This window comes from Bacillus salipaludis, assembly GCF_004358205.1.
Genome location: NZ_SMYO01000001.1, coordinates 142,700 through 166,224, shown reverse-complemented (window position 1 = coordinate 166,224; position 23,525 = coordinate 142,700). Strand labels below are relative to the sequence as shown.

20 protein-coding genes are annotated in these 23,525 nt (G+C 38.8%); all 20 read left to right on the top strand.

Annotated elements, in window-relative coordinates; all coding sequences use genetic code 11:
- Positions 1 to 190 precede the first annotated feature (190 nt).
- The 20 genes from E2K98_RS00750 to miaB all read left to right on the top strand — a co-directional run bounded on the left by E2K98_RS00750 (position 191) and on the right by miaB (position 23,525).
- Positions 191 to 916: a GntR family transcriptional regulator gene (locus E2K98_RS00750; RefSeq protein ID WP_026574906.1), complete on the top strand. Its 726-nt coding sequence runs from the start codon at positions 191 to 193 to the stop codon at positions 914 to 916.
- An 89-nt stretch (positions 917 to 1,005) separates the two neighbouring features.
- Positions 1,006 to 2,091 (top strand): BMP family lipoprotein, encoded by a 1,086-nt coding sequence (locus tag E2K98_RS00745; RefSeq protein WP_133332425.1) that lies wholly within the window; start codon positions 1,006 to 1,008, stop codon positions 2,089 to 2,091.
- A 353-nt stretch (positions 2,092 to 2,444) separates the two neighbouring features.
- Complete coding sequence (locus E2K98_RS00740) at positions 2,445 to 3,980, top strand: ABC transporter ATP-binding protein (protein ID WP_133332763.1); 1,536 nt, start codon at positions 2,445 to 2,447, stop codon at positions 3,978 to 3,980.
- Positions 3,973 to 5,019, top strand: coding sequence for an ABC transporter permease (locus E2K98_RS00735; protein WP_133332424.1), 1,047 nt, complete (start codon positions 3,973 to 3,975; stop codon positions 5,017 to 5,019). The genes E2K98_RS00740 and E2K98_RS00735 overlap by 8 nt, the downstream gene beginning before the upstream one ends.
- A complete protein-coding gene (locus E2K98_RS00730; protein WP_026574910.1) occupies positions 5,020 to 5,979 on the top strand; it encodes an ABC transporter permease in 960 nt (319 codons plus the stop codon).
- A gap of 181 nt (positions 5,980 to 6,160) precedes the next feature.
- Positions 6,161 to 7,441: an EF-P 5-aminopentanol modification-associated protein YfmF gene (gene yfmF, locus E2K98_RS00725; protein ID WP_133332423.1), complete on the top strand. Its 1,281-nt coding sequence runs from the start codon at positions 6,161 to 6,163 to the stop codon at positions 7,439 to 7,441.
- Positions 7,441 to 8,733, top strand: coding sequence for an EF-P 5-aminopentanol modification-associated protein YfmH (gene yfmH / locus E2K98_RS00720; protein WP_133332422.1), 1,293 nt, complete (start codon positions 7,441 to 7,443; stop codon positions 8,731 to 8,733). The genes yfmF and yfmH overlap by 1 nt, the downstream gene beginning before the upstream one ends.
- A gap of 59 nt (positions 8,734 to 8,792) precedes the next feature.
- On the top strand, positions 8,793 to 9,515 hold the full coding sequence (ymfI, locus tag E2K98_RS00715) for an elongation factor P 5-aminopentanone reductase (RefSeq protein WP_133332421.1): 723 nt from the start codon (positions 8,793 to 8,795) through the stop codon (positions 9,513 to 9,515).
- 78 nt (positions 9,516 to 9,593) lie between these two features.
- A complete protein-coding gene (locus E2K98_RS00710; RefSeq protein WP_133332420.1) occupies positions 9,594 to 9,851 on the top strand; it encodes a DUF3243 domain-containing protein in 258 nt (85 codons plus the stop codon).
- A 170-nt stretch (positions 9,852 to 10,021) separates the two neighbouring features.
- Entirely contained in the window at positions 10,022 to 10,813 is a 792-nt protein-coding gene (locus E2K98_RS00705; protein ID WP_133332419.1) for a DUF3388 domain-containing protein, read from the top strand.
- A 20-nt stretch (positions 10,814 to 10,833) separates the two neighbouring features.
- Positions 10,834 to 11,739 carry a helix-turn-helix domain-containing protein gene (locus E2K98_RS00700; RefSeq protein ID WP_133332418.1) on the top strand — a complete coding sequence of 302 codons (906 nt, stop codon included), beginning with the start codon at positions 10,834 to 10,836 and terminating at the stop codon, positions 11,737 to 11,739.
- A 98-nt stretch (positions 11,740 to 11,837) separates the two neighbouring features.
- Positions 11,838 to 12,416 carry a CDP-diacylglycerol--glycerol-3-phosphate 3-phosphatidyltransferase gene (gene pgsA / locus E2K98_RS00695; protein ID WP_133332417.1) on the top strand — a complete coding sequence of 193 codons (579 nt, stop codon included), beginning with the start codon at positions 11,838 to 11,840 and terminating at the stop codon, positions 12,414 to 12,416.
- A gap of 16 nt (positions 12,417 to 12,432) precedes the next feature.
- On the top strand, positions 12,433 to 13,683 hold the full coding sequence (locus E2K98_RS00690) for a competence/damage-inducible protein A (protein ID WP_133332416.1): 1,251 nt from the start codon (positions 12,433 to 12,435) through the stop codon (positions 13,681 to 13,683).
- Between the two features lie 599 nt (positions 13,684 to 14,282).
- Positions 14,283 to 15,323, top strand: a complete 1,041-nt coding sequence (recA, locus tag E2K98_RS00685) for a recombinase RecA (RefSeq protein WP_133332415.1) — start codon at positions 14,283 to 14,285, stop codon at positions 15,321 to 15,323.
- 317 nt (positions 15,324 to 15,640) lie between these two features.
- Positions 15,641 to 17,200, top strand: a complete 1,560-nt coding sequence (gene rny, locus E2K98_RS00680) for a ribonuclease Y (protein ID WP_026574920.1) — start codon at positions 15,641 to 15,643, stop codon at positions 17,198 to 17,200.
- Between the two features lie 103 nt (positions 17,201 to 17,303).
- Positions 17,304 to 18,101, top strand: coding sequence for a TIGR00282 family metallophosphoesterase (locus E2K98_RS00675; protein WP_133332414.1), 798 nt, complete (start codon positions 17,304 to 17,306; stop codon positions 18,099 to 18,101).
- A 165-nt stretch (positions 18,102 to 18,266) separates the two neighbouring features.
- A complete protein-coding gene (gene spoVS / locus E2K98_RS00670; protein WP_003211281.1) occupies positions 18,267 to 18,527 on the top strand; it encodes a stage V sporulation protein SpoVS in 261 nt (86 codons plus the stop codon).
- 452 nt (positions 18,528 to 18,979) lie between these two features.
- Positions 18,980 to 20,716, top strand: coding sequence for a 2-oxoacid:acceptor oxidoreductase subunit alpha (locus E2K98_RS00665; RefSeq protein ID WP_133332413.1), 1,737 nt, complete (start codon positions 18,980 to 18,982; stop codon positions 20,714 to 20,716).
- Positions 20,717 to 21,583 carry a 2-oxoacid:ferredoxin oxidoreductase subunit beta gene (locus E2K98_RS00660; protein ID WP_133332412.1) on the top strand — a complete coding sequence of 289 codons (867 nt, stop codon included), beginning with the start codon at positions 20,717 to 20,719 and terminating at the stop codon, positions 21,581 to 21,583. It abuts the gene before it with no gap.
- Positions 21,584 to 21,980: 397 nt separating this feature from the next.
- Positions 21,981 to 23,525, top strand: a complete 1,545-nt coding sequence (gene miaB, locus E2K98_RS00655; RefSeq protein ID WP_133332411.1) for a tRNA (N6-isopentenyl adenosine(37)-C2)-methylthiotransferase MiaB — start codon at positions 21,981 to 21,983, stop codon at positions 23,523 to 23,525.

Genomic DNA, 23,525 nt, shown 5'->3' with positions numbered 1-23,525 from the left:
AGGAATTATATCATATTTGCAAGTTCAAAACACTTGAAATTTCGACAAATTTCATCAATTGTGGCTTTTTTCGACAAAATGAATAATTTCTATTTATTTATCACCGAAAAAATGTTATATTATTTTCGATTAGTAGGAATGATTATACATCAGATGTCTGATGTCTTAGGAAAAGGCTGGAGGAACCTGCATGTCTATTAGGTCAGATAATCGGCACTTGTATTTACAAGTTATCGATCGGTTAAAGCAAGATATTGAAGAAGGTGTTTATAAAGAAAAAGAAAAATTACCTTCCGAATTTGATCTTGCAAAACATCTAGGTGTAAGCAGGGCTACTCTTCGAGAGGCGCTTCGTATTCTCGAGGAGGAAAATGTGATTATAAGGCGCCACGGAGTGGGAACCTTCGTAAACTCGAAGCCATTGTTTACTTCTGGGATTGAACAACTTAATAGTGTCACTGACATGATTAAGCAAGCGGGGATGAAACCGGGGACGATATTCCTAAGTTCATCTACCCAAAGACCTACCGAGGAGGATATTCGCCGTTTCTCATGTTCTATAAATGAGGAAATGGTTGTCATGGAACGGGTCAGAACTGCAAATGGGGAACCGGTTGTCTATTGTGTTGACAAGGTACCTGAAAATATTTTGCCCGAAACTTTTTCTCACGGGAAAGAGTCAATCTTCAAGATTTTAGAAGAAGAGGCGAATCGCAAAATTACATATGCAGTTGCCCAGATTGAACCAATTGGTTACCATGAGAAAATTTCCCCAATTCTAGAATGTGACCCTGAAACTGCTTTGCTTGTTTTAAAGCAAATGCATTTCGATGAAACGGATGAACCTATACTTTTTTCGGTAAACTATTTTAAAGCAGATAAGTTTAGTTTTCGTGTGCTTCGGAAAAGATTTTAATTTTTTTTAGGCGATTATGAAAACGGAAACATTTCTGCTTTCTTCGATTTCTACTTAATCAAAACAACAATCTTTAGGGGGTCAATATCTTGAAAAAGCGTAAAATTGGAATGGCGCTATCACTCGTTCTTGCTGCTGGAACACTTCTAGGTGCTTGTGGAAAAAGCAATGACAACACAAACGATACTGCTAAAGATGGCGGCAAGAAAGAAAAAGCCTTTACTGTAGCAATGGTTACAGATGTCGGCGGTGTTGACGACAAATCATTTAACCAATCTGCTTGGCAAGGTCTTCAAGATTATGGTAAAGAAAATGGATTAACAAAGGGTAAAGAAGGATTCGATTACCTTCAATCTACTTCTGATGCTGACTATTCAACAAACTTAAATACACTTGCACGCCAAGGCTTTAATTTAGTATTTGGAATTGGTTTCCTCATGCACAATGCTGTGGATGAAATTGCTAAACAACAACCTAAAAATAATTTTGCTATCATTGATGATGAAGTAAAAGAACCAAATGTTGCCAGCGTCCTATTTAAAGAGCAAGAAGCTGCATTCCTTGCTGGTGTTGCGGCAGCCCTGCAAACAAAGACAAACAAAATCGGTTTCATCGGTGGTATGAAAATCCCTGTTATCGAACGTTTTGAGGCTGGCTTCTTAGCAGGTGTAAAAGCTGCTAAGCCTGAAGCAAAAGTTGATGTACAGTATTCAGGTGCATTTGATAAAGCAGAACTTGGTCAAACTATTGCTTCTAAAATGTATTCTTCTGGTGATGACGTAGTATTCCATGCTGCTGGTGCGACAGGTAACGGTCTATTCAAGGAAGCTTCTGACCTTAAGAAGAAAGATCCAAGCAAGGAAATCTGGGCAATTGGTGTAGACCAAGACCAAAGCTTTATGGGTCCGGATGTTGTCTTAACATCTGCAATGAAACGTGTTGACCTTGCAGTTAAAGATATTGCTACAAAAGCGAAAGAAGGCAACTTCCCTGGAGGCCAAACAACTGTATACGGCTTACATGAGGATGGAGTTGGCTTAGCGCCGATTAACAGCAAGGCATCTAACAAGGCTGCAATTGAAAAAGCAGTAAAAGATTGGACAGATAAGATTAAATCTGGTGCTGTAAAAGTTCCTGGAACACTTAAAGAATTAAAGACATTTAAAGCTAAATAAATAAGAAAAGCGGAAGCGCCTTGTTCAGCCCCGACAAGTGCTGGAGGGCCTGACGGTGAAGTCGTTCTTTGACTTCATCGGCGGGACCGAAGCAACCTCGAGGGGCTAGGCGCTGGAGCTGGACAATTCTCAAAGTCAAGAAATAATTCATTTTACTATAAAATGCGGGTTTAATTACCGGCCCGCTTATTTTTTTGAACCTTAAATGAAGAGTAGAATTATATTTTTAATTCTACTTTTCAGTTAGGGTTTACCTAGGGAAGAATTCCCATTTTTTTAATAAAAATTAAGGTCTGACCTCTTACTACTTATGTATAAAATTTCAAAAACCTTTTAAAAGGAAGTGAGATATGATGGAATATGTTATTGAAATGCTTAATATCCGCAAGGAATTTGGCAGCTTTGTTGCAAATGATAACATTACCCTTCAATTGAAAAAGGGAGAAATCCATGCGTTACTGGGGGAAAATGGAGCCGGGAAAACTACATTAATGAACGTCCTTTTTGGTTTATATCAACCAGAGCAAGGGGAGATTCGGGTTCATGGTAAACCTGTAAAAATATCAAATCCGAACATTGCCAATGACCTTGGAATTGGAATGGTGCATCAGCATTTTATGCTTGTTGATAAATTTACGGTAACAGAAAATATCATTTTAGGAAAAGAAATCACAACCGCCGGAAGGATTGATCTAAAAAAAGCGGAAAAAGAGGTTCGTGACATTTCAGAGCGTTATGGGTTAGCCGTTGATCCACAGGCTAAAATTTCGGATATCAGCGTAGGGATGCAGCAGCGTGTAGAAATTTTAAAAACACTCTACCGCGGGGCGGAAATTTTGATCTTTGACGAACCTACCGCAGTTTTAACGCCTCAGGAAATTCATGAACTTATTCAAATCATGAAAACGTTGATAAAAGAAGGTAAATCCATCATTATCATTACTCATAAATTGAAAGAAATTATGGAGGTTGCTGACCGCTGTACTGTTATTCGTAAAGGAAAAGGGATCGGTACAGTTAATGTCAGTGAGACCAACCCAAATGAACTGGCGAATTTAATGGTTGGACGTGAGGTTGTTTTTAAAACGGAAAAGAAACCGCCAAATCCGAAACAAGATGTGCTAGAGGTCAAGGATTTACTAGTGAAGGACTCACGCGGTGTAACGGTTGTAAATGGACTTAGCTTAACAGTTCGTGCGGGTGAGATTGTTGGAATTGCCGGAGTCGACGGGAATGGCCAATCAGAATTCATCGAGGCCATTACTGGGTTAAGAAAGGCTGATAGCGGAAGTGTGAAAGTAAATGGAAAAGAACTTTTCGGACTTTCACCGAGAAAAGTAACTGAATCCGGGGTCGGTCATATTCCACAAGACAGACATAAGCATGGTCTAGTTTTGAACTATCCAATTGCTGAAAATATGGTGCTGCAAACCTATTATAAAAAACCATACTCAAAGAATGGAATATTAAATTTTAAAGAGATATATAACAAAGCAAGAAAATTAATATCAGAATTCGATGTTCGAACTCCTAGTGAATATGCTTTGGCACGTGCATTATCTGGTGGTAATCAGCAGAAAGCGATTATCGGCCGTGAAGTAGACCGAAATCCGGAATTACTGATTGCTGCACAACCTACACGCGGTTTGGATGTCGGGGCAATTGAGTTTATTCACAAACGTTTGATTGAGCAACGAGATAATGGTAAAGCAGTTTTACTTGTATCTTTTGAACTGGATGAAATTATGAATGTCAGTGACCGGATTGCCGTTATTTATGAGGGTAAAATTGTTGCAGTGGTAAACCCAAAAGAAACCACGGAACAAGAACTGGGATTGCTGATGGCCGGTTCGAATCGAAAAGAAGCGGGGGAAGGAACACATGTCTAAACGCTTACGCAATATTTTAACACCCCTTATTGCTGTTATTTTAGGGGTAATTGTTGGGACCATCATCATGTTAGCAAGTGGTTATGACCCTGTTGCCGCCTATGCAGCATTGTGGGATGGTGCTTTCGGTGATATTTATTATATTGGAGAGGTAATCAGGCAGGTAACACCATATATTTTAGCAGGACTTGCCGTTGCCTTTGCCTTTAGAGTTGGGTTATTTAATATCGGTGTTGAAGGTCAATTTATTGTTGGCTGGCTTGCCGCCGTTTGGGTAGGGGTATCTTTTGATTTACCCAAAATCATTCATTTACCGTTAGCAATCATCGCAGCAATGGTTGCCGGTGGACTTTGGGCCTTTATTCCAGGCCTGTTAAAAGCACGTTTCCGTGTACATGAAGTAATTGTTACCATTATGATGAACTATGTTGCTTTGCATACTGTTAACTACATTATTAATAATAAATTAAATCAAGGGTCATCTAAAACCGGAATGGTTCGTGACTCAGCGTCATTACGTTCTCCATGGCTTCAAGAATTAACTACCCATTCAACCATGCACTGGGGGATCATTATTGCCATCATCTGCTGCTTTATTATGTGGTTCCTATTAGAAAAAACAACCCGTGGTTATGAGCTGCGTGCCGTAGGATTCAATCAAGATGCAGCACATTATGCAGGGATGAGTGTAAATAAAAATATAATTCTTTCAATGGTGATTTCCGGATGCTTCGCAGGAATAGCCGGTGCAATGGAAGGTCTTGGTACTTTCGGATATATGGCGGTTCAAGGCGGGTTTACAGGAGTAGGCTTTAACGGAATTGCGGTTGCATTATTGGGCGGTAATACTGCACTTGGAGTATTTTTCGCAGCCCTTTTATTCGGTATTTTAAAAATTGGAGCATTATCCATGCCGCTTGAGGCAGGAGTACCAAAGGAATTAGTGGATATCATTATTGCCTTGATTGTATTCTTTGTTGCTTCAAGTTATATCATAAGAATAGTTCTTGACCGATTCAGTAAGAAGGGGGTGAAGTAAGTGAGCTTAATGGAGATTTTGACGATTGTAGTACCTTCCACCTTATTATGGGCAGCTCCACTTGTCTTCACTGCATTAGGCGGTGTATTCTCTGAACGTTCCGGTGTTGTTAATATCGGACTTGAAGGATTAATGGTTATAGGTGCTTTTGCAGCAGTTGTCTTCAACTTAACATTTGCCGGTACATTCGGTGCTGCAACTCCTTGGATATCGTTATTAGTAGCAATGGCAGCCGGAGCGATTTTTTCCATTCTCCATGCCGTGGCGGCAATCACATTCCGTGCGGACCATACGGTTTCCGGGGTGGCCATCAACTTGCTTGCAACAGGGCTTACCTTATTCCTTGTTAAATTAATTTACAATAAAGGTGAAACGGACATTATCCAACAAAGCTTTAGTAAAATCGACGTTCCAATTTTAAAGGATATTCCTGTTATCGGAAAAATCTTTTTCCAAAATACCTACTGGACTTCATTTGTAGCTATAATTGTTGCAATTATCGCATGGTATATTATTTATAAAACTCCATTCGGACTGCGTCTTCGTTCAGTAGGTGAACACCCAATGGCTGCAGATACAATGGGGATTAACGTAACCAAAATGCGTTATTTAGGGGTTATTATTTCCGGTGCTCTGGGCGGAATTGGCGGCGGCGTTTATGCTGAATCGATTTCTTCAAACTTCAGCCATTCCACGATCAGTGGTCAAGGTTTTATGGCACTTGCTGCAATGATTTTTGGTAAATGGCATCCGCTGGGTGCGATGGGTGCGGCACTATTCTTTGGTTTTGCCCAAAGTATCAGTATTATCGGCTCAAGTTTACCTTTTTTAAAAAATATTCCGGATGTATACCTATTAATTGCTCCATATGTATTAACGATTTTAGCTCTAGCTGGTTTTATCGGCCGGGCAGAAGCACCAAAAGCAGATGGGGTGCATTATATTAAAGGCAGTCGTTAAAATTTCTTAAACCCTTGGACCAAAAGTCCAAGGGTTTTCTACGTTTGAAACTTGTGTGGACCAACGTGGCAAATTATAGTAAAAGTATACGTATGTTTAACTAAGGAAAAGATAAAATAACTGCATGAATTTTTACATATGGTTAGATAAGGGATTTTTTTAATTTGAAGGAGGTATGAAAATGGATGCTGCTGCAGAAAAAATGACAGAAATGCAAGGATACAAGCTTCATGTCATTGAAACAGATAAATATAAAACCAATACATTTATATGGAAAATGAAAGCACCATTATCACAAGAGAACGTAACAAATAGGGCGCTGCTTCCCCATGTTTTACAAAGCAGTTCGGCAAAATTTCCATCTACTACAGCACTTCGTTCATATTTAGATGAATTGTATGGGGCAACCTTGTTTGTGGATTTATCAAAAAAAGGTGAAAATCATGTTATAAGTTTTACGATCGAAATAGCTAATGAAAAATTTCTAAGTGACCCAAGTCCTTTATTGAAAAAGGGTTTTGAGTTATTGGCAGAAATATTAACAAAACCAAATGCTTCCGACAAAGCTTTCGATTCCGAGACAATTGAGAAAGAAAAACGAACATTAAAGCAGCGAATTCAATCTGTTTATGATGATAAAATGAGATACTCCAATGTCCGTTTGATTGAAGAAATGTGCAAAGGGGAGCTGTATGCTCTCGATGTAAACGGGAACTTAGACGATGTTGATAAAATCACACCAGAGACCTTATATGAATTTTATAAAAAAGCATTTTCTGAAGATGAATTAGATTTATATGTAATTGGTGATGTGAAAGAGGAAGAGGTTAAAAAAATAGCTGATGAATTGCTCAAATTTGAAAAGCGAACACCGAAAAAAACGAACGAAGCTAATCAAAAGAAGATTGAGCAAGTGAATGAAGTGAAAGAAAAGCAGGATGTCAAGCAAGGGAAATTAAATATCGGCTACCGCACGAATGTTCGCTACGGGGACCCCGATTATTTTGCCCTGCAAGTCTTCAATGGTATTTTCGGTGGTTTTTCTCATTCTAAACTATTTATTAATGTAAGGGAAAAAGCCAGCCTTGCCTACTACGCCGCAAGTCGCTTGGAAAGTCATAAAGGATTAATGATCGTCGTTTCGGGCATTGATTTAAAGAATTATGATCAAGCAGTTGGAATTATCCATGAACAAATGGAAGCGATGAAAACGGGTGATTTCACGGACGAAGAATTAACCCAGACGAAAGCTGTGATTCAAAATCAAATGCTTGAGACTATAGATACCTCAAGAGGCCTAATTGAAGTTTTATATCATAATGTGGTAGCTGATACCGATATTCATTTAAGTACCTGGGTTGAAGAAATGCAAAAAGTAACAAAGGAACAAATCGTGGCTGTTTCAGAAAAAATTCAGCTTGATACGATTTATTTCTTAACAGGAACGGAGGCGGGCCAATAATGGAGATACTTAAGTCTGACCAGCTCCAAGAAGAACTTTTTCATGAACAAATGGACAATGGACTCCAAGTCTATATTTTACCGAAAAAGGGCTTTAATAAAACCTATGCAACCTTTACGACCAAATATGGTTCTGTTGATAATTGCTTTATTCCGCTTGGGAAAAATGAGTATGTTAAGGTGCCTGATGGGATTGCCCACTTTTTAGAGCATAAGTTATTTGAAAAAGAAGATGGCGATGTTTTTCAGCAATTTAGCCGTCAAGGTGCATCCGCCAATGCCTTTACTTCGTTTACAAGGACTGCTTATTTATTTTCCAGCACATCTGATGTAGAAAAAAATCTAGAAACGTTGATCGATTTTGTACAGGAACCTTATTTTTCGGAAAAAACAGTGGAAAAGGAAAAAGGAATCATTGGACAGGAAATTACGATGTACGATGATAATCCCGACTGGCGTCTCTATTTTGGCTTAATTGAAAATTTATATCAAAACCATCCGGTTAAAATTGATATTGCCGGGACAATTGAGTCAATTTCCCATATTACGAAAGATTGGCTTTACGAATGCTACAATACTTTTTACCATCCAAGCAATATGTTATTGTTTATTGTCGGACCGGTTGATCCAAACGCAATTATGGACCAAGTAAGAGCAAACCAGGCGAAAAAACCATTTAAAGACCAGCCGGAAATCAAACGGAAATTTGACGAAGAACCAACTGAGGCTGCGGAAAAGAAACAGGTGCTTGAAATGAATGTGCAAACGCCTAAGTGCTTAGTAGGAATCAAAGCTCTTCATGTGGATCAAAAAGGCGATGACCTGTTAAAAAATGAATTGACGACCAATATCTTGCTTGATTTGCTATTCGGTAAGAGCTCGGAAAATTTTGATCAGCTCTATAAAGAGGGGCTGATTGATGACTCGTTTTCTTATGATTATACCCAAGAGCAGGGGTTTGGATTTGCGATGGTCGGCGGGGATACAAGGGATGCAGATCAACTTGCTGAAAGACTTGAAAAAATGCTGCTGGATGCAAAGAATGGCAGCATCTTTACGGAAGAGCAACTGGAGCGGACGAAAAAGAAAAAAATAGGATCGTTTTTACGTGCAGTCAACTCTCCTGAATATATTGCCAATCAATTTACCCGGTATGCATTTAATGATATGAATTTATTTGATGTTGTTCCTACGCTTGAAAAGATAACCTTAAAGGATGTACAGCAATTGGCATCTGAAATTGTTTCTGAAGAGCGATTTTCGGTTTGTCAGGTTATTCCGAAGAAAAATTAGTTTAGGAAAGCGTCGTAAAACGGCGCTTTTTTATTTTATAAATAGAAAGAGTGAGGCTTTTGAAAAAATATGCACTCATCACGGGGGCAAGTGGAGGAATCGGACAAGCGATTGCTTTAACATTAGCTGCAAAAGGCTACCATTTATATTTACATTACAATCGAAATGAAAAAATGATAACGGATTTAATGGAAAAGTTGCAATTGTATGGCGGGGAGTATATGCCTATTCACGCGGATCTGGCCGACTCAAATGGATACAAACACATTTGTTCACAAATTTTTTCACTTGATGCCATGATTCATTGCGGCGGCAACAGTCTTTATGGACTGCTAGTGGATTTGTCACAGGAAGAGGCGGCAGCACTTATGAACATACATGTTCTTAATCCTTTAATGATGACCAAAGAATTATTGCCGAAATTATATCGTAAAGGGTCAGGGAGTATTGTGGTCATCACTTCCATTTGGGGACAAACTGGAGCTGCCTGTGAAGTTGCCTATTCCACTGCGAAGGGCGCACAAATTGCCTTTGTAAAAGCCTTAAGTAAGGAAGTAGCACGGAGTGGCATTCGTGTAAATGCGATTGCTCCGGGCGCCGTAGCAACGCCGATGATGACGGGTTTTACTAAGGAAGAATTGGAATCAATCCATGAAGAAATCCCAATGGGAAGGCTTGGATTACCGGAAGAAATCGCAAAAGGCACCGCCTTTTTATTATCCGAAGAATCGTCGTATATAACAGGACAAATTCTTGCCATAAACGGCGGCTGGTACACTTAAAAATTAATTTCTAGGATGAATAAATCTCTTCGGAAAGTCACAAAATATCCTTGTACTATTCTAAAGGAGGGTATTAATATGTCTGTTTTAGATAACTGGAAACAGTGGGAAGACTTTTTAGCTGATCGTCTGCATCATGCGCAAAATGAGGGAATGAGTGAGGGAGCTGTCACCAACCTTGCATTTCAAATTGGAGATTATTTAGCAAGCCAGGTAGAGCCAAAAAATGAGCAGCAAAGAGTTCTTTCAGATTTATGGTCTGTTGCAGACAAACAAGAACAACAAGCTATTGCCAATATAATGGTTAAACTTATTTCAAATAATGGTACTCGTTAAGAGAGAGGCAGGTCCTCTCTTTTTTTCTTTGTTTATATTTTCTCCAGATTTAAGGTCATTCTCCTTGTTTTTTCTTTCATCTTCACTCAAAATCATTTATTATAAGGTTTAGATATCGGAATGTGAAAATTTGTCGAATCAATCACGCCTATACTTAGGGGGTTTTTATTGTGGAGAAAAAAGAATGGTATTTAGAATATGAGATTCAAAAAAACCGTCCCGGTTTGTTGGGCGACATTTCATCACTATTAGGTATGCTTGCTATTAATATTGTAACAATTAATGGTGTGGATGAAGGCAGACGCGGCCTTTTAATTAAAGCAAAAGATGATGATCAAATTAAACGTTTAGAGTCAATTCTTAATACAATGGATACAATAAAATTAATTAAGTTGAGAGAACCAAAGCTGCGTGATCGTCTTGCCGTCAGACATGGACGTTATATCCAGAGAGACGCGGATGATAAAAAAACATTCCGCTTTGTAAGGGATGAACTTGGATTATTAGTTGATTTTATGGCAGAATTGTTTAAGCAGGAGGGCCATAAGTTAATTGGAATTCGCGGGATGCCTCGTGTGGGCAAAACAGAATCTCTTGTTGCGGCAAGTGTTTGTGCGAATAAAAGATGGTTGTTCGTTTCTTCCACTCTTTTAAAACAAACAATCCGAAATCAGCTAATTCAAGATGAGTACAATGAAAATAATTTATATATTTTGGATGGGATTGTCTCAACAAAACGCGCAAGTGAACGCCACTGGCAGCTTGTTCGTGAAATAATGCGCATGCCTGCCGTGAAAGTGATTGAACATCCAGACGTTTTTGTTCAAAATTCAGAGTACACGCTAGATGATTTTGATTATATTATCGAACTAAGAAATCACGCGGACGAAGAGATTACATATGAGGTAGTAGAACAGAGTAACATACTCTCCGGCTCTGATTTTGGAGATTTTGATTTTTGAAAATTGGAAGGTGTTAAAAGTTGACTGAATTAGGTAATCGACTAAAAGAAGCCCGATTAGCCAAAAACTTGAGTTTGGATGATGTACAGGCCATTACAAAAATCCAAAAGCGTTACTTAATTGGTATTGAAGAAGGAAATTATACTAGTATGCCCGGGAATTTTTATGTTCGTGCCTTTATAAAGCAATACGCAGAGGCGCTTCAACTAAATCCCGATGAAATTTTTGAAACCTATAAAAGTGATATCCCTATCACTCATAATGAAGAAATAACGGATCAATTATCGAGGGTGAAAAGCCGCAAAGCGATTTCAGAAGGGAATTCGAAATTTTTTGATGTGCTCCCGAAAATACTAATTGGTGTTTTTGTTATTGGGGTTGCAGGGTTAGTCTATTATTTTCTATTAAGTCATGCGAGCAGTGATTCGAATGAATCCGTTAATAAGGTAAATGACCAGGCGAAAATTGAAAAATCTCAAAATCTTGAAGAAGCAAAAGCGACAGAAACAAAAAGTTCAAAAGCTACAAAAGTTAAAAACAGCGCAAATGAAAAAAAGAACAGTGTGGATACCTCTGCAGAAACTGTTTCTAAGCAGGATTTAAAAGTGGTTCAGAGCAGCGGCCCAAATACCACATTTAAATTAAGCAATACAGATAAGTTTAAAGTGAAATTGGTTTCAAAGGGTCAAACATGGGTGAATATAAAAAATGGCAAGGGCTATTCTTTTTTCCAGGGGATGCTTACAACAGATGGTACAAAAAGTAAAACAGTAGATTTATCCAAAGAAAATCAAGCTGTGATTGTTGTAGGAAGGACATTGGATACTGAAATCTATGTGAATGATCAAAAGTTAGAGTATGAAGTGGCACCGACTGAAATGGTTCGTCAGAACATTACGATTCAATATGTTCCGAAGAACAAATAGTCATCGAAATGATGACTATTTTTCAGTTTATTATTAAATTGAAATAGTTTCAGTTTATTTCAATTGTGTTCTTGTTTTTTAATTAGGAGGAAATTTTTATGAATATACCAAATAGGATAACGGTATCGAGAATATTATTAATTCCTATATTCTTAATCATTATGCTAGTCCCCTTTAAATGGGGAAATTTACATTTGCTTGGAGTAGACCTGCCTGTTACCCATTTTGTCGGGGCTCTCATCTTTATTATTGCCTCTACTACTGACTGGGTAGATGGTTATTACGCCCGTAAATATAATCTTGTGACAAATATGGGGAAATTCCTAGATCCCCTTGCTGATAAATTACTTGTTTCCGCAGCTTTGATTGTGCTAGTTGAGCTGGGGTACGCTGCGTCATGGATTGTCATTGTTATTATTAGCAGGGAGTTTGCGGTTACCGGACTACGCCTGCTGCTTGCCGGTGAAGGCGAGGTTGTTGCAGCCAATATGCTTGGGAAAATTAAAACCTGGACGCAAATCATCGCGATTTCTGCACTTCTTTTACATAATATTTTATTTGAAATGGTCTCATTCCCATTTGCTGATATTGCTTTATGGGTAGCATTGATTTTTACCATCTGGTCGGGCTGGGATTATTTTGCGAAGAACAGCCATGTGCTAAAGAATTCTAAATAATAGGAAGTGATGGATTGTGAACGCAGAAATTATTGCGGTTGGCTCAGAGTTACTTCTTGGGCAAATTGTCAATACAAATGCACGGTTTATCTCCCAGCATTTAGCAGGTGCAGGCATTAATGTCTATTATCATACCGTAGTTGGAGATAACCCTGATCGTTTAAAATCAGCTATCGAGATTGCCGAAGACCGATCTGATTTGATTATTTTTACAGGCGGTCTGGGGCCAACGAAGGATGATTTGACGAAAGAAACGATTGCAAAGCATATCGGTAAGGAATTAGTTTTTGACGAAAATGCCTTGGAGTCAATTGAGGCATATTTCAAAAAGACAAATCGTCAGATGACGGAAAATAATCGGAAACAAGCACTTGTATTAGAAGGCTCTTACGTTTTGGCCAATGATCATGGGATGGCACCGGGAATGGTGGTTGAGAGTAAACGGCATGTTTATATGCTTTTGCCTGGACCGCCGAAGGAAATGGAACCGATGTTCATTGAATACGGTCTTACGGCATTGTCATTGCAAGTAAAGAGCAATGATAAAATTGTATCCAGAGTGCTGCGCTTTTTCGGGATTGGCGAAGCCGCATTGGAAACTGAAATTATCGATCTCATTGATTCACAGAGTAATCCTACGATTGCGCCATTAGCTGGAGATGGTGAGGTAACCTTAAGACTGACGGCGAAGCATCAGGACCATGATACGGCTATTAAAATGCTCGATGAGGTTGAGCAAAAGATTAGTGCCCGAGTCGGACAATTTTTATATGGCTATAACAATACATCGCTAGTTGAAGAGTTAAGCAAAGTTTTAAAAGCGAAGAATGTAACGATTGGGGCTGCCGAAAGCCTGACAGGCGGAATGTTTCAGAAGGAGTTAACCTCCGTCCCCGGTGCAAGTTCGATTTTAAAAGGCGGCGTGGTTTGCTATACAAATGAAGTGAAACACCAGGTGTTAAAAGTGAAGCAGGAAACTATTGATATGTACGGAGTTGTAAGTGAGCAGTGTGCGCTGGAATTAGCTGAAAATGTTTCAAGTCTTGTAGGTGCGGATATTGGCATCAGTTTTACAGGTGTTGCCGGACCGGATGAACAGGAAGGAAAGCCGGTTGGTACGGTTTATATTGGACTTTCTATTCAGGGACGGCCGGGTGTTGTGGAAAAAGTAATCCTTGCTGGTTCAAGGGAAGCGAACCGGACCCGTGCGGTGAAATTTGGTTATTATTATTTGCTTAAACATTTAAAAGAATCACAGAATGCTTAGAGGCGTTCTGTGATTCTTTTTTGTTTTGATGGTGGTTTTGATTGGGGGGATGAGTGGTGGGGAATAAAGAGGTGGACGTGGAAAATAAAACGGGGAAAGTGGAAAGTATTTTGTGAAAATCGGAAAATAAAATACTTCAAGTGGAAAATAAGGACTTGAAATACCTAATTTTCATCAAAAATTTGACTCTATTTTGATAGTACCTTGGATTAATAGTCTAATTTTCGGGTCTTTTAAGGGTATTGGAAAAAAAGATGGCTCAAGTGGAAACTAAATAGTGTAAACTGGAAAATTTTATACTCTAACTGGAGAATAATATGGAATATGTGGTAAGTACAATCAATCGCCAAAAAATTAAAATGTAATTATCAGATAATAATTGGAATTCCTTTATTTGCCTTGGACAAATTCATATAAAAGTTCCATTTATCCGACGGATTTACCTGTTTTTACATATAGATTCCACGCAATTTAGTCGAATGAATGTTCGTCTTTTTTCTCGACAAAAAGATGAAAAGAGGTTATATTATTAATAGGTTTTAATTTAATAGTTTGTGGCTTTAATCATTATATTTATATATATGAGGAGGAACGATTTAGTGAGTGATCGTAAAGCGGCTTTAGAAATGGCTCTAAAGCAAATAGAGAAGCAATTTGGCAAAGGCTCAATCATGAAAATGGGTGAGCAGACAGAAACAAAGATTTCAACAGTACCAAGTGGATCATTAGCACTTGATACAGCTCTTGGTGTTGGGGGATATCCAAGAGGACGTATTATCGAAATATACGGACCGGAAAGCTCGGGTAAAACCACAGTAGCATTACATGCAATTGCAGAAGTACAAGCAAAAGGCGGCCAAGCAGCGTTTATCGACGCCGAGCATGCACTCGATCCAACTTATGCACAAAAGCTTGGTGTAAACATTGATGAGTTATTATTATCACAGCCAGACACAGGTGAACAAGCCCTTGAAATTGCTGAAGCACTTGTTCGAAGCGGTGCAGTCGATATTATTGTTATCGACTCAGTAGCAGCCTTAGTTCCAAAAGCGGAGATTGAGGGCGAAATGGGAGACGCTCACGTAGGTTTACAAGCACGTTTAATGTCTCAAGCCCTTCGTAAACTATCAGGTGCTATCAATAAATCAAAAACAATCGCAGTATTTATTAACCAAATTCGTGAAAAAGTTGGAGTTATGTTCGGAAACCCCGAGACAACACCAGGCGGTCGTGCGCTTAAGTTCTATTCAACGATCCGTCTTGAAGTCCGCCGTGCAGAAACCTTAAAACAAGGAAATGACATGGTCGGTAATAAAACAAAAATTAAAGTCGTCAAAAATAAAGTTGCACCTCCATTCCGTACAGCAGAAGTGGATATTATGTATGGTGAAGGGATTTCTAAAGAGGGTGAGATCATCGATCTTGGCTCAGAATTAGATATCGTTCAAAAGAGTGGTTCTTGGTATTCTTATAATGACGAAAGACTTGGCCAAGGACGTGAAAACGCGAAACTATTCTTAAAAGAAAACCCTGAAATTCGTCTGGACATTCAACAGAAAATTCGTGATCACTACGGATTAGATGGAGATAAGACTGTTACCGAGACAGACGAACCAGATCAAATTGAACTAATTGACTAATAAAAAAGAGCAAATCCGGACATCGGCTTTGCTCTTTTTCAAAAGAATGAATTTCAATACATAAAAATGTATATTTATTCAAAACAAAATTCCTCCAAAGTTTGTAAATCATTGAACAATTTCAAAATATTTCTAACGTCTGTCTGTATCTACCCTTGACAATAAATTTGCGCACATTTACAATTAACATGTATATTTTACATTTTTGGAAATATTACATTGAAAAGCCATGGTGCTTGCTGTATGTTGAGTCTAAACAATGTACATGCCGACACTTAAAAATGTAACAAAAGTTCATAGCAAGAGGAGGTGTAACGATGGAACCAATTACACTCATCTCCATTTTGCTTGGCCTTATCGTCGGTGCCGTTGTTGGCTATTTTATTCGTAAATCCTCTGCCGAAACAAAAATTGCAGGAGCAAAGAGTGCTGCAGAGCAAATCCTTGATGATGCAAAGCGTGATGCTGATGCATTGAAAAAAGAGGCATTGCTCGAGGCGAAGGATGAAATTCACAAGCTTCGTACTGAAGCTGAACGTGAGGTTCGTGAACGAAGAAATGAACTGCAAAAACAAGAAAACCGTTTACTGCAAAGAGAAGAGAATTTAGATCGAAAAGATGAATCGTTAAATAAGCGTGAAACTCTTTTAGAAAAGAAGGATGATTCTCTAAACCAAAGACAACAGCATATTGAAGAGATGGAAAGCAAAGTGGACGAGTTGGTTAGAACACAACAAAGTGAACTCGAACGAATTTCGAGCTTGACGCGCGAAGAAGCAAAAGCGATTATATTAGATCGTGTTGAGCAGGAACTTTCTCATGATACAGCCATAATGATCAAGGAAAGTGAAAATCGAGCGAAAGAAGACGCCGACAAGAAAGCAAAAGAAATTTTATCGCTGGCAATCCAGCGTTGCGCTGCTGACCATGTTGCGGAAACAACTGTCTCTGTAGTCAACCTGCCGAATGATGAAATGAAGGGTCGTATTATCGGCCGTGAGGGACGTAATATCCGTACTCTTGAAACATTGACAGGGATTGATTTAATTATCGATGATACGCCAGAAGCTGTCATTTTATCAGGGTTTGACCCAATTCGTCGTGAAACTGCACGACTTGCACTGGAAAAACTAGTTCAAGATGGTCGGATCCATCCTGCACGTATTGAGGAAATGGTAGAAAAATCTCGTCGGGAAGTTGATGAGTATATTCGTGAGGTTGGAGAACAAACGACATTTGAAGTCGGTGTTCACGGGCTACATCCGGATCTTATCAAAATTCTTGGCCGTTTGAAATTCCGCACAAGCTACGGGCAAAATGTTCTTAAACACTCGATGGAGGTTGCACAGCTTTCAGGGCTGCTTGCAGCTGAACTTGGAGAAGATGAAACATTAGCACGCCGAGCAGGATTACTTCACGATATCGGAAAAGCGATTGACCATGAGGTGGAAGGAAGCCATGTTGAAATCGGGGTTGAACTTGCTACGAAGTATAAAGAACACCCTGTTGTCATAAACAGTATTGCTTCTCACCATGGGGATACAGAACCAACATCCATTATCGCTGTACTTGTGGCTGCAGCCGATGCATTATCTGCAGCTAGACCAGGGGCACGCAGTGAGACTCTTGAAAACTATATCCGCCGACTAGAAAAGCTCGAAGAAATTTCCGAGTCATATGAAGGCGTTGAAAAGTCATTTGCGATACAAGCTGGTCGTGAAGTTCGAATCATTGTTAGACCAGATGCAATCGATGATTTGGCTGCACATCGCTTAGCACGTGATATTCGTAAGCGCATTGAAGAAGAACTTGATTACCCAGGACATATTAAAGTGACAGTTATCCGTGAAACACGGGCTGTAGAATACGCAAAATAAAGCGGTGCATTCGCACCGCTTTATTTTTTGCCTAAGATTAAAGGGATTAATATTGTGTTACAATTTAAGATAGAAGATAATTTTAGAGAGAAAGGGTAAAAAAATGAATATATTATTTATCGGTGATGTTGTAGGGTCACCAGGCCGAGATATGGTCAAAGAATATTTACCTAAATTAAAAGAGAAATTCCGCCCTAATTTTACAATCATCAACGGAGAGAATGCAGCTTCAGGAAAAGGAATCACGGAAAAGATTTACCGTGAATTTTTAAGTTTCGGGGCGCAGGCAATCACACTTGGGAACCACGCTTGGGATAATAAAGAAATCTTCGAATTTATCGATAGTGCCAAAAATATGGTCCGGCCTGCAAATTTTCCGGAAGGGACTCCTGGCAAAGGGCTTGGATTTTTTAAATTGAACGATGTTGAAATTGCTGTGATAAATTTACAAGGGCGTACCTTTATGGCTCCATTAGACTGTCCTTTTAGAAAAGCAGATGAATTGGTGGAAATTGCACGTGCTCGGACCCCATTTATTTTTGTTGATTTTCATGCTGAGGTAACGAGTGAAAAGCAAGCGATGGGCTGGTATCTTGACGGCCGAGTCTCAGCTGTTGTTGGGACTCATACACATGTTCAGACAGCGGATAATCGTATCTTGCCTGAAGGGACAGGATATCTAACCGATGTTGGAATGACGGGTCCTTATGATGGGATTCTCGGTGTAGAAAGGGATGCGGTTCTCAAGAGGTTTCTAATGAGTCTCCCAGTTCGCTTTGAAGTGCCAAAAACAGGCCGAACACAGCTAAGTGCAGTAATGATTGAATTGGATCGGAAAACCGGCAAATGTAAAAAGATCGAGCGAATCTTAATAAATGATGACCATCCATGGTATTCTTAAACCCTTCTATATGCAGGGTTTTTTCGCATTTTAATTGAACTTTTTTTGTCCAAGCCGGAATATGTTTTTTGCCGCCCGAATATAGTAGCAGTGGAGTATTATATATACCTGATTGGTTCATGAACTGCTCATGCGGGATCGGGATTAAACAAGGAGGAGCTAGGAATGGAAATATTAAAAGTTTCAGCAAAGTCTAATCCTAATTCTGTAGCTGGTGCGCTTGCCGGAGTTCTTCGTGAAAGAGGGGCAGCGGAGATACAGGCAATTGGTGCGGGTGCATTAAATCAAGCCGTTAAGGCAGTAGCGATCGCTCGAGGATTTGTAGCACCTAGCGGAGTTGATCTGATTTGCATCCCTGCGTTTACCGATATTTTAATAGACGGGGAAGAACGCACAGCTATAAAGCTCATTGTTGAGCCGAGGTAAACAAAGTAGAAAGTATTAAATAAAGGGCTACAATAATCAATCCTTTACCTGCCGGTTTAAAGCTGAGCAGGTATTTTTATGTAAATTTACCAGTGAAATTATTATATTGGTATATATAAAACAATAGTAGGATATAGGATATGGACAATAAAAAAACTGTAGTAGGACAGCATGATTCTACGTTTTTTAATTAACAATTTAATTCGATAAAACATTACCAAAACAGGCAGTTTTTTAATAATAAAAAAATATTCATATTTTAGTCAATATTTTTATTTAAAGGGTTGCAATTTTTAGTTCATAGGTCTATTATTGTAAGCGTTTAGTACGTATCTAAATATAAAACACTTTTTGGCTTTAAAGTGTAAAAGTCTAGTGGTTTACTTGGAAATGTGCTATAGTATTAGATGATTAGTTTACTTATTTTTTACATATCCAAAGGGGTGTAAGTCATGATCAATCAACTTTCGTGGAAAGTTGGAGGACAACAAGGGGAAGGTATTGAAAGTACTGGGGAAATCTTTGCAATTGCATTGAATCGCCTGGGGTATTACTTGTATGGTTATCGTCACTTTTCTTCACGTATTAAAGGCGGTCATACAAACAACAAGATTAGAGTAAGCACTACAGATGTTCGTTCAATTTCTGATGATCTTGATATTCTTGTTGCGTTTGACCAAGAAACGATTGACGTTAACTACAAAGAACTTCCTAGCAGCGGCGTAATTCTTGCAGATGCAAAGTTTAATCCAAAGAAACCGGAAGATACGGAAAGCTCGTTGTATGCGGTTCCATTTACTGAAATGGCTACAGAATTAGGTACTTCTTTAATGAAAAACATGGTAGCAATTGGTGCTACATCTGCGGTATTAGATTTAGACATTCATGTTTTTGAAGAAGTAGTTCGTGAAATTTTTGGTAAAAAAGGCGAGCAAGTAGTTGCGAAGAACATGGATGCAATCAAAGCCGGCTTTGAGTATATGAAAGAAAAAATGGATGCTAACGTTCCAACAATGGAACTTGCAAAAGCTGATGGTAAAAAACGGATGTACATGATTGGTAATGATGCCATTGCTCTAGGTGCTATTGCAGGTGGATGTCGTTTTATGGCAGCATATCCAATTACTCCTGCTTCAGATATCATGGAATATTTAATTAAAAAATTACCTGCTCTTGGCGGAACAGTTATTCAAACTGAAGATGAAATTGCTGCATGTACAATGACAATTGGTGCAAACTATGGCGGCGTTCGTGCCCTAACTGCATCTTCTGGCCCTGGGTTATCATTGAAGATGGAAGCAATTGGCCTTGCAGGTATCACTGAAACTCCAATTGTAATTGTTGATACACAGCGTGGAGGTCCTTCAACAGGATTACCAACAAAGCAAGAACAATCAGACTTAATGGCCATGATTTATGGTACGCACGGAGAAATTCCAAAGATTGTTATGGCTCCAAGTACGGTTGAAGAGGCTTTCTATGATACAGCAGAAGCGTTCAACCTTGCTGAAGAATATCAGTGCCCAGTAATTGTTTTATCTGATCTTCAATTATCATTAGGTAAGCAAACAGTGGAACCACTTGATGCTTCTAAAGTTGAAATTAGACGCGGTAAACTTGTAACTGAAGAACTTCCTGAAATTGAAAACAAAGGTTATTTCAAGCGTTATGAAGTAACAGAAGATGGTGTATCACCGCGTTCAATTCCAGGAATGAAAAATGGTATTCACCACGTAACAGGTGTTGAACACGCTGAGACTGGTAAACCATCTGAATCAGCAGCAAATCGTATTGCTCAAATGGACAAACGTTTCCGTAAGGTTGAAAATATTCGTTTTGATACACCTGTTTATAAAAATGCACCACATGAAGATGCTGATCTCCTAGTTGTAGGTTTCAACTCAACTCGTGGGGCTATTGAAGAGGCAATGGGCCGATTGGATAAGGACGGAATGAAAGTTAATCATGCACAGGTTCGTTTAATCCATCCGTTCCCATCAGACGAAATTCTTCCGCTTATTCGTTCTGCGAAAAAAGTACTTGTTGTTGAAAATAATGCAACAGGTCAGCTTGCTAATATTATGAAAATGAATGTTGGTCATGCTGAAAAAATTACGAAGTTTGTTAAATATGATGGAAATCCATTTTTACCACATGAAGTTTATTCAAAATGTAAGGAGTTGTTCTAAGTGGCCACTTTTAAAGACTTTAGAAATGATGTAAAACCGAACTGGTGCCCTGGCTGTGGCGACTTCTCTGTACAAGCTGCAATGCAACGTGCAGCTGCAAATGTTGGTTTAGAACCTGAAAATCTTGCGGTTATTTCTGGGATTGGATGTTCTGGTCGTATCTCTGGTTATATTAATGCTTACGGCTTCCATGGTATTCATGGACGTTCACTTCCAATTGCTCAAGGTGTTAAAATGGCAAACCGTGATTTAACTGTAATCGCATCCGGCGGTGACGGTGACGGTTATGCTATCGGTATGGCACATACAATCCATGCGATTCGCCGTAATTTAGACGTAACGTATATCGTTATGGATAACCAAATTTATGGTTTAACAAAAGGTCAAACATCACCACGTTCTGCTGAAGGCTTTAAAACAAAGTCAACTCCAGGTGGGTCTATTGAACAAGCAATTTCTCCAATGGAAATGGCATTAACAGTAGGTGGTACTTTTGTAGCACAAAGCTTCTCAACCGATTTAAAAGATTTAACAGCTTTAATTGAAGCTGGAATTAAACATAAAGGTTTCTCTTTAATTAACGTTTTCAGTCCTTGTGTTACTTACAATAAAGTGAACACATATGACTGGTTTAAAGAAAACTTAACAAAGTTAAGCGACATTGAAGGTTATGATCCATCAAACCGTGAAATGGCTATGCAAACATTAATGAAGCATAATGGCCTTGTGACTGGTCTTATTTACCAAAACACTGAGCGTGCTTCTTATCAAGAATTAATTAAAGGATACTCTGAGGAGCCTTTAGTAAATGCTGATCTTAACCTTGATCAAGCGCATTTTGATAAACTAGCAGCAGAGTTTATGTAATAGAATTTGTAAAAACCCGTGGGTACGAACCACGGGTTTTTTTTATCAACTCTATGAAATTCCAAATTCCTCCTTTCGAAGGTTTAATCTCTAGCTGCTTAGTCTACACTTTATGTATTACGTGAGGATTGTCACATATTTTTTTTGGAAAATAAGCTACAATTAGCCATTGAGCGGTGAATTCTACAAAGGTATATTTTGATTGCCCAACCATTTTATCGTTGGTGTGTAGATAGGGATTTTCTATTGTTTTCATTCCTATAAACCTTTATACTATAATAATGTGCAGATTATTGTGCACCCTTTCCAAACTACAAATAAATGGTAAGGACTGGCAAATTTAATTTTCATAGAGGAAGCATCTTATGATTAAAATCAAGAAAGGAGATTTTTCCTGATGAATGAACAACAACGTTTAGATAGTAAACAAGTAAAGTCTGCTAATTCTTCGGACAAAAAATCCGCCAAGGATTACAGTAAGTATTTTGAACAAGTGATAACGGCTCCTTCGTTAAAGGAAGCGAAAAAGCGCGGAAAAGAAGAAGTTAAGTATCATAACGATTTTTCCATTCCGGAAGAATTTCGCGGCATGGGTGAAGGGCGTAAATTCTATATTCGCACCTATGGATGCCAAATGAATGAACATGATACAGAGGTAATGGCAGGAATCTTTTTAGCTTTAGGCTATGAGCCGACAGATAACACGGAAGATGCCAATGTTATTCTTTTAAATACTTGTGCCATCCGTGAGAATGCAGAGAACAAGGTTTTTGGTGAATTGGGTCACTTAAAGGCATTAAAAATGGAAAAACCCGACCTGCTTTTAGGTGTTTGCGGCTGTATGTCCCAAGAAGAGTCTGTCGTCAATAAGATTTTAAAAACCTATCAACAGGTTGATATGATTTTTGGAACCCACAATATTCACCGCCTGCCAAACATTCTGCATGAAGCCTATATGTCAAAAGAAATGGTGATTGAAGTTTGGTCTAAGGAAGGCGACGTAATTGAAAATCTTCCAAAAGTCCGCCGCGGAAATATTAAGGCATGGGTAAACATCATGTACGGTTGTGATAAATTCTGTACGTACTGTATTGTGCCTTACACACGTGGAAAAGAGCGCAGCCGTAGACCGGATGAAATTATTCAGGAGGTTCGTCATTTAGCTGCACAAGGATACCAAGAAATTACACTTCTTGGTCAAAACGTGAATGCCTACGGCAAAGACTTTGAGGATATCAACTACGGTCTAGGTGACTTAATGGATGAGCTAAGTAAAATTGATATACCAAGAATACGTTTTACCACAAGCCATCCACGTGATTTTGATGACCATTTGATTGAAGTGCTTGCCAAGGGTGGCAATTTAATGGATCATATCCATTTACCTGTTCAATCCGGCTCAACGGAAGTACTAAAAATCATGGCTAGGAAATATACGAGAGAACAATATTTAGAGCTTGTTCGTAAAATAAAAGCTGCGATTCCAAATGTTGCATTATCGACTGATATCATCGTTGGATATCCAAATGAAACGGATGAACAGTTTGAAGAAACCTTATCACTCTACCGTGAAGTTGGGTTTGAAATTGCTTATACATTTATTTATTCTCCACGGGAAGGTACTCCTGCTGCCAAAATGCAGGATAATGTTCCGATGGAAGTCAAAAAAGAGCGTTTGCAGCGTTTGAATAATCTTGTGAACGAGCTTTCTGCTGAAGCAATGAAAAAATATGTAGGCCAAGTCGTGGAAGTCCTTGTCGAAGGTGAAAGTAAGAACAATCCAGATGTTCTTGCAGGATATACATCTAAAAACAAGCTTGTTAACTTTTTTGCTCCCAAAACTGCAATTGGCAAGATTGTAAAAGTAAAAATTACAGATGCAAAAACATGGTCATTAAACGGAGAAATGGTGGAGAAATTCGAACCGGCAGAGGTGAAGTAA